The organism is uncultured Adlercreutzia sp., from assembly GCF_958431955.1.
Lineage (GTDB): Bacteria > Actinomycetota > Coriobacteriia > Coriobacteriales > Eggerthellaceae > Adlercreutzia.
Genome location: NZ_CAUASN010000014.1, coordinates 59,145 through 65,713 on the forward strand (window position 1 = coordinate 59,145; position 6,569 = coordinate 65,713).

General features: G+C 62.3%; 6 protein-coding genes. 4 read left to right on the forward strand and 2 right to left on the reverse strand.

Features of this window, described 5'->3' with window-relative positions:
• Positions 1 to 135 precede the first annotated feature (135 nt).
• Entirely contained in the window at positions 136 to 1,410 is a 1,275-nt protein-coding gene (locus Q5064_RS06065; RefSeq protein WP_302963051.1) for an ammonia-forming cytochrome c nitrite reductase subunit c552, read from the forward strand.
• Positions 1,411 to 1,488: 78 nt separating this feature from the next.
• Here the strand turns inward: Q5064_RS06065 and Q5064_RS06070 are convergent, their stop codons facing one another.
• Positions 1,489 to 1,755: a hypothetical protein gene (locus Q5064_RS06070; protein ID WP_302963052.1), complete on the reverse strand. Its 267-nt coding sequence runs from the start codon at positions 1,753 to 1,755 to the stop codon at positions 1,489 to 1,491.
• A gap of 278 nt (positions 1,756 to 2,033) precedes the next feature.
• Between Q5064_RS06070 and Q5064_RS06075 the strand changes: the two genes are divergently transcribed.
• Together Q5064_RS06075 and Q5064_RS06080 are read left to right on the forward strand one after the other, a co-directional pair.
• Complete coding sequence (locus Q5064_RS06075) at positions 2,034 to 2,321, forward strand: YerC/YecD family TrpR-related protein (RefSeq protein WP_302963053.1); 288 nt, start codon at positions 2,034 to 2,036, stop codon at positions 2,319 to 2,321.
• A 1,364-nt stretch (positions 2,322 to 3,685) separates the two neighbouring features.
• Positions 3,686 to 4,483 carry a hypothetical protein gene (locus Q5064_RS06080; RefSeq protein ID WP_302963054.1) on the forward strand — a complete coding sequence of 266 codons (798 nt, stop codon included), beginning with the start codon at positions 3,686 to 3,688 and terminating at the stop codon, positions 4,481 to 4,483.
• Positions 4,484 to 4,613: 130 nt separating this feature from the next.
• Here the strand turns inward: Q5064_RS06080 and Q5064_RS06085 are convergent, their stop codons facing one another.
• Positions 4,614 to 6,056, reverse strand: a complete 1,443-nt coding sequence (locus Q5064_RS06085) for an aminopeptidase (RefSeq protein WP_302963055.1) — start codon at positions 6,054 to 6,056, stop codon at positions 4,614 to 4,616.
• Between the two features lie 282 nt (positions 6,057 to 6,338).
• Here Q5064_RS06085 and Q5064_RS06090 point away from each other — a divergent pair.
• Positions 6,339 to 6,569 (forward strand): ferritin family protein (locus Q5064_RS06090; RefSeq protein WP_302963056.1); only part of this gene is annotated, 231 nt, incomplete at its 3' end.

Here is a 6,569-nt window from a genome sequence, read left to right on the forward strand (position 1 = left end):
GCCGTTCTGGGCCAGCTTGGAGTCAATCGCAATAGTTTCGCAATAAAACGGCAAGGCGGTCTTTATGGCTCCGCGCGGAGGCGCCGGGTAAAGTGGGAATATCGTTGGTATTCCTATCAAGAGGAGGAGAGGAAGATGAGAACCAGAAGCAAGATTATTGCCAGTTGCGCGACGCTGGCGTCCGTGGCCCTTCTGGCCGGCGCCCTGTTCGCCTGCGCTCCGCAGGGCGACGCCCCCGTCCCTGCAGCCGATACGGGCTCCGAGATTCCCGATAACCTTACCTACGCCGAGCTCGCCGAGCGATTCCCCAACGAGTACGCCTCGGCCATGACCGGCAAAACCGATGAGGAGGGCGAGGATAACAGCCACGCAGGGTTCCAGCCGCTTATGGAGTCGCCGGCTGTGCGCGATGTGTCGGGAGCCATCATCGAGGTGGTCGATGAGGACGATCCCCGTAAGTCCGACGTGGCTTTGAAGTGCGTTGCGTGTAAGACGAGCCGCTTCATGGATTTTTACGAGCAGGATGGATTGACAGCCTACACCGATCGCATTCTCGACGCCGACAGCATGAAGGTCATAAACGGCGAGTACTGGGATTGCTACAGCTGCCATACGGTGAAGGACGGACAGTGGGTGAACCAGGCGAATGCCGCCTGGGCGAACGGGGATTTCGCACCCCACGTGGCCGAGTTTATGGCGACCCTCAATCCCAAGGAAGCTGTGTGCGGCCAGTGCCACAACACGGTCTCGCCGCGTGCTTACATTACCGATGAGACTACTCAGCAGAGTTACGACCCCTATCGCTACGGACCTGGCCTCGATGAGCGCTACAAGGCCATGGTGGAAGATGAGATCTATGTGACTGACGAGGCCACGGGTATTAAGATGGTGACCATGAACCATCCTCAGATCGAGGTGTTCCAGGGCTCCACGCATCAGGCCATGGGTCTTACCTGCGTCGATTGCCATATGACCCAGGCAAACGCCGAAGACGGTTCTACCTATACGAGCCACAATGCCTCGGGGTCCGTTGCCGAGAACGACGCTGCTATGGAGAAATGCCTGACGTGCCACACGAGCAAGAGCGGCGTGTCCACGGTTGACGAGATGCGCGCGTGGCTGAAGGAGAACCAGGCCGAGCAGGCCCAGCGTCACAACGAAGTGGCCGAGAAGCTCGCCGCCCTTTACGATGCCATCGTCGCGGCCGGGGAGAACGGCTCTGTGGATGCAGCCGATTTGGAAAAGGCCAAGGACAATTACTCGCTGGCCAATTGGTACGTTGCCGAGGAGCAGGGCAACCTGTTCGATCCTGTAGATGGCGCCCAACTGCCCCACAATCCCGATCTACTCCGCCAGTGTCTCGAGCGCGCCGATGCCTTGGTCGACGAGGGTATGGAGCTTTTGGCGTAGCCCGTCGGTCTGCTCGGCGATCCGCATAGCGCGAAATCGCCCTCCAAGGCCCGAGCCACAAGCTCGGGCCTTTCTCTTCTACCCCTCCTGGGCCCTCGCGAACCAATCGGGGAGCAGGCCTGCAGCGTAGAGGGGGAGATTCACCAGCCAATCTTGCGCCTTGAAGGGGGAAAGCGGCAGACGCAAACCTCGGCTGAGGTGGTTGTGCTCCACGAACAGGCGCAGGCTCTTCGCTTTCAGGTTCGTGGCCGCCTTCGCCTCCACGGGCACGACCGAGCGGCCGTAGCCGTAGACGAAGTCGACCTCGCTCGAGGGGTTCTCGGCCGACCAGTAATAGGGGGTCACCTTTCCCGTTGCTTTGGAGTTGTCATCTCTACGGGGCGAAATGGGGTATTCCACCTGAAAAGTGGCACATATGCCAATTATTCCGACGTAAAAATGGCACAAATGCCAATTATTCCGACGTAAAAGTGGCAAGCAAGGGAAGCCGAAGGCCTTCCATCACTTTCTCTGGAGTTCCCGTGCCCTATGCTCCATCGCTTTAGCGTGTTGGAGTACAATGAGCCATGTTGATATAAGGCTGGCGGCGAGCTTTCGGGCTTGCGAGGTATGGGAGGAAACCGATGGCTGATATTCGCACGGCGGATGTGGACGATCTTCTCACGGTTCTGGCGACGATGGACGACCCCGATGCCGTCTTCGCCCTGCTGGAAGACTTGTTCACCGTGCGCGAGATTCGCGAGACCTCCCAGCGCCTGCTGGTGGCGCGCCTTCTGGCGGCGGGGAAGTCCTATGCGGCCATCGAGGCGGAAACGGGAGCTTCGGCCACGACCATCGCCCGCGTTTCCAAATGCCTCAGCTACGGCGCCGGAGGCTACAAGCGAGCTTTGGAGATCCTTGAGGAGAAGTAGCTTTCCCGGTGGCCCTTGTGGCCGCTGCGCATCAATGGGTTGTTAGTGTCGATGGTGCAGGGAGACTGCCCGCCACATGTTGCGGGCAGACGTTTGGCCTCTCGAGAACGGAAAGTCGCCCATCCCAGTCGGGGATTTCGAAAAACGGCCATTGAATTGCGAAAAGTCGCCTTTGGAGAGAGGGATTCCCGTCTTGCGCTCCCGCCGCATAATGCGGCGGCCCCGTTTTCCCAGGTTGTCGCCCTGGAAAGGCCCTGGCTGAGCCTTTTCGCGTGGGTTATCGGGCGACTTTTCGTTATCGAGTGGCGCTTTTTGCTGGCCACTGCCCTCAAAAGGCGACTTTTCGTTGCCGAGCGACATATTGCAGGGGCGGCGCCTGGGTTTGACGGCGCGCGTCGGGCAGGGGCTGGGCAGAGCATGCTGATGGCGCCGGAAAAGAGGAGAGGCGGCCTGGGGAGAGGCCACCTCTTGCAGGGGTTCGAGAACGGATTGGGGAGATCTCGTTCTCGCGGAAGCGGACTATTGGGGGTATCCGCTTCCAAAAGAGAGAAGAAGGAAAGGAAAGGGAAAGAGGAAAGGTTCAGGAGGATTTCAGCTCTTTTCCGTTTCGCTGATCGCAGTATAGGCCGCAATCCCTGAGGGACAAGGTCGGCAAAGCCCATGGTTACCGTCGTGTAAATAAGCGTCAATCTTCCTGTGATAATTCCCTCGCCACCGCGGGAAAGGGCGGGGAAGAGACTGACGAAACTCCCGCCGCATGATACTTGTGGAGAAAATGTAAACCATGGTTAACACCCTTGAGGCTCAGAAAAAGTTAACGTATTATAACTTTCGTCGGAAGGGCAAGGAGCTTCCGAGAAGGCGAAAACCTTCGGATGAGCCTTGCGCCCGACGACACCTCCTCTCTTCTTGTTTTACTGGGTGGCGAAGCTTCTCCTCGTCTCGCTATCGCCACAACACGAAGCCCGCGGATCCCCCCTCCCGCGGGCTTTCGTGTGTTTTGGGGTAGTGCGGCACGGCGCGGATTGGTCGATGCTGCCGGCCTCGCGGGCGCGCTGGCGTGGCTGTCGGGTTGACAACCTGTTAACTATTACCTTCTCCCTACAGATTTCCTGCCGTTGACGCGGCGATTTCAACAGAAACAATGCCGTGGCGCAGGGGCTACGAAGGTCGCCCGCGCTCCCGGTTCGCCTATATGAGGGGTAATCATTTACTTGCAGGCTCAAGAGATGCCACAGCCGGGCGGACGCGCCGCGGCGGCTCTTTGGGCATGTCGGCGCGGCATGCGAGCGCCGGTGCGGTATTTCAAGAGAAGAGCCGACAAGAGAGTGGTGATGACAATGAAACTGAGGAATCTTGGGTGGGTGGCCTTTTCGGGTCTGTTTGCCCTGAGCTTGGCCGGGTGCGCGGAGCAGGCCGCTCAGACGGCTCCCGCTGGATCCGAGCAGGCGGTTGAGCAGGCTCAGGACGAGGGGCCGGCGGCCGAACAGGCCGCGACCGACGAGCAGGTTGATGCGGCCACGGCCGAGCAGGAGGCTGCCAGCCCCGCCGAGCTGCAGATCGTCGACTCGGGCTGGTTCGCGGCCGACAACGGCATGGTGGATTTCGCCGTGGAAGTGCAGAATCCGAACCACACCGTTGAGGCGGTGAACCCCGTCATCGAGGTCGTGGGCAAGGACGATGCCGGCAACGTGCTGTTCGACGAGACCATCGAGACGCCCGGCGTGCTGCCCGACTCCACGTACTACTATTCCTATGTGGCCGGTTCCACGGCCAATGCCTCTGCCGAGTCGACCGAGGTAGTGAAGCCCGCCACGGTGGACTTCACCATCACGACGCCCGAGGGCTCGTGGGAGGCGACCGATCAGAAGCTCGGCGACGTGTACACCGTCACCGACGGCGGCGCGGCCGATACCGATTTCGGTGCCAAGGAGTTCAAGGGCACGGTGACCGCGAGCGAGCAGCTCGACGGGGCCGATCAGTCCCGCGTCGATGTGATCTTGCTCGATAAGGACGGCAAGATCGAGGGTGGCTACTTCAAGATCGTCGATACCGAGGCCGGCCAGCCTGTCGACTACGACATCTACGCCGTGGGCGCCCCGGAGTTCGCGAGCTACGCCGTGTACGCGAGCCCCTGGAACGATGAGGCGGAAGCGGAATAGCACCCAGCTTCGGCGCATATCCCGGTAAAGCAAGCGGCGGCCGCCTCGGAAGGAGGCGGCCGCCGCTACGCGTTTCGGGTCCGTGGCGGGGCGCCGCGGTGCTCGGGCCGTTGGCGCGCCGAGAACGTTCCTACGACGCGTCGCGCAGGAAGGCCTCGTAGCCGCGACGGGCCTCGTAGATGTCGGCCTTGCTCGTGACTTCCCAGGGCGAGTGCATGGAGAGCACCGGCACGCCCGAGTCGATGACGTCCATGCCGTACTTCGCGGGGATGTAGGCGATGGTCCCGCCGCCACCCGCGTCCACCCGCCCCAGCTCGGCGGTTTGGAAGCTCACGTGCGCGTTGTCCATGATGCGGCGCACCTGAGCCACGTACTCGGCCGAGGCGTCGTTGGAGCCGCTCTTGCCACGGGCGCCGGTGTACTTGTTGAACACGAGGCCGCGGCCCAGGTAGGCGGAGTTCTTTGCCTCGAACACGCTCGCATAGGCGGGATCGAAGCCGGCGGACACATCCGAGGACAGCATGCGCGAACGGGTCAGTGCCCGACGCAGGGCGAGGGCGCTGTCCTCGCTGGCGAGCGCCATGATCTCGGCGATGGTGTTCTCGAAGAACATCGAGGCCATGCCTGAGGCCCCCACGCTGCCGATCTCCTCCTTGTCCACGAGCACACACACGGCGGTGCGGGCGGGCGTATCGTCGCCCAAGGCCAGCTGAGCCATAAGCGACGTGTAGGCGCACACGCGGTCGTCCTGGCCGTAGCCGATGACCATCGATCGGTCGAAGCCGAGGTCGCGGGCGCGGCCGGCCGGCACCACTTCCAGTTCGGCGGAGAGGAAGTCCTCCTCGGTGATGCCGTACTTGTCGGCCAGCAGTGCCAGCACATGGGCCTTTACCGGGTCCTTTGCGGCATCTTTGGCGGAGGAGACATCGGGGTCGGGCTCGGTGCTCTCGTCGGCTTCGGTCACTGCGAGCGGCCGGTTGCCCACGAGCAGATCCAGATCCTCGCCTTCCACCACCTTCTCGCCGGTCTTCTCCATCTGCGCGCGGCCCAGGTGCGGCAAAAGGTCGGTCACGCAGAACACCGGATCGGACGCATCGTCGCCGATGTTCACCTCCACCACCTCGCCGTCGGTGGTGGCCACCACGCCGTGCAGGGCCAGCGGCAGCGCCGTCCACTGGTAGTTCTTGATGCCGCCGTAGTAGTGGGTGTCTAGAAGGGCGAAGTCGTTCGTCTCGTACAGCGGGTTCTGCTTGATGTCGAGTCGCGGCGAGTCGATGTGCGCGCCTAAGATGTTGAGGCCGTCGGAGATCGGCGCGGCGCCCACGTGCACGAGCACCACGGCCTTGCCCTGGGCGCAGGCCCACACCTTGGAGCCGGGGCCCACGGGCGTGCCCGCGGCAATGAGGTCGGCCAGCGAGTCGTAGCCGGCCTCCTCGGCTGCGGCGATGGCAGCGGCGGCGCACTCGCGCTCGGTCTTGTTCGCGGAGATGAAGTCGATGTAGTCGGCGGCCAGCGCCTCCAGCTCGGCCAGGGCCGCCTTGTCGTATTTCTTCCAGGCCACGTCTCGTTCCACAAATGCCCCTTTCGTCGAAGATGCTGGTGTGCAATGTTCCTGCCCAGTATGCTACGAAACCGCAACAGATGGGGGCGGATGCAGGGAAAAACCAGGGCCGCTGGCCCATAATGACGCGGAGCGAATAGTCGCCGCGGGGTGCCGCGCGCGGCGCTGAGCGGGCGAAGTAAGGGGTTTGTGAAACCCCCTCGGTTCCGTGGGAAGCAGCCGCGAAGCGCACTATACTGTCCTGCGGCACGTTTCGACGGTCAAACAAGAAGACGAGTCAGAAGGAGCGATTCCATGAATCTGCGCGATGTTATCCCCACTGCTGAGAATTCCAGCAACTTCAACGTGGTGCCCGAGGCCCTCACCGAGGTCGGCACCACTCTCGAGAACCTGAAGGCCGCCGTGTGCGGTGAGACCGGCGCTTCCGCCAAGTACGCCGCCTGCGCCGTGGCCGCCAAGGAGCAGGGCTTCGACCAGATCGCCCGCCTGTTCGAGGCCACCAGCGCCGCCGAGCAGATCCACATC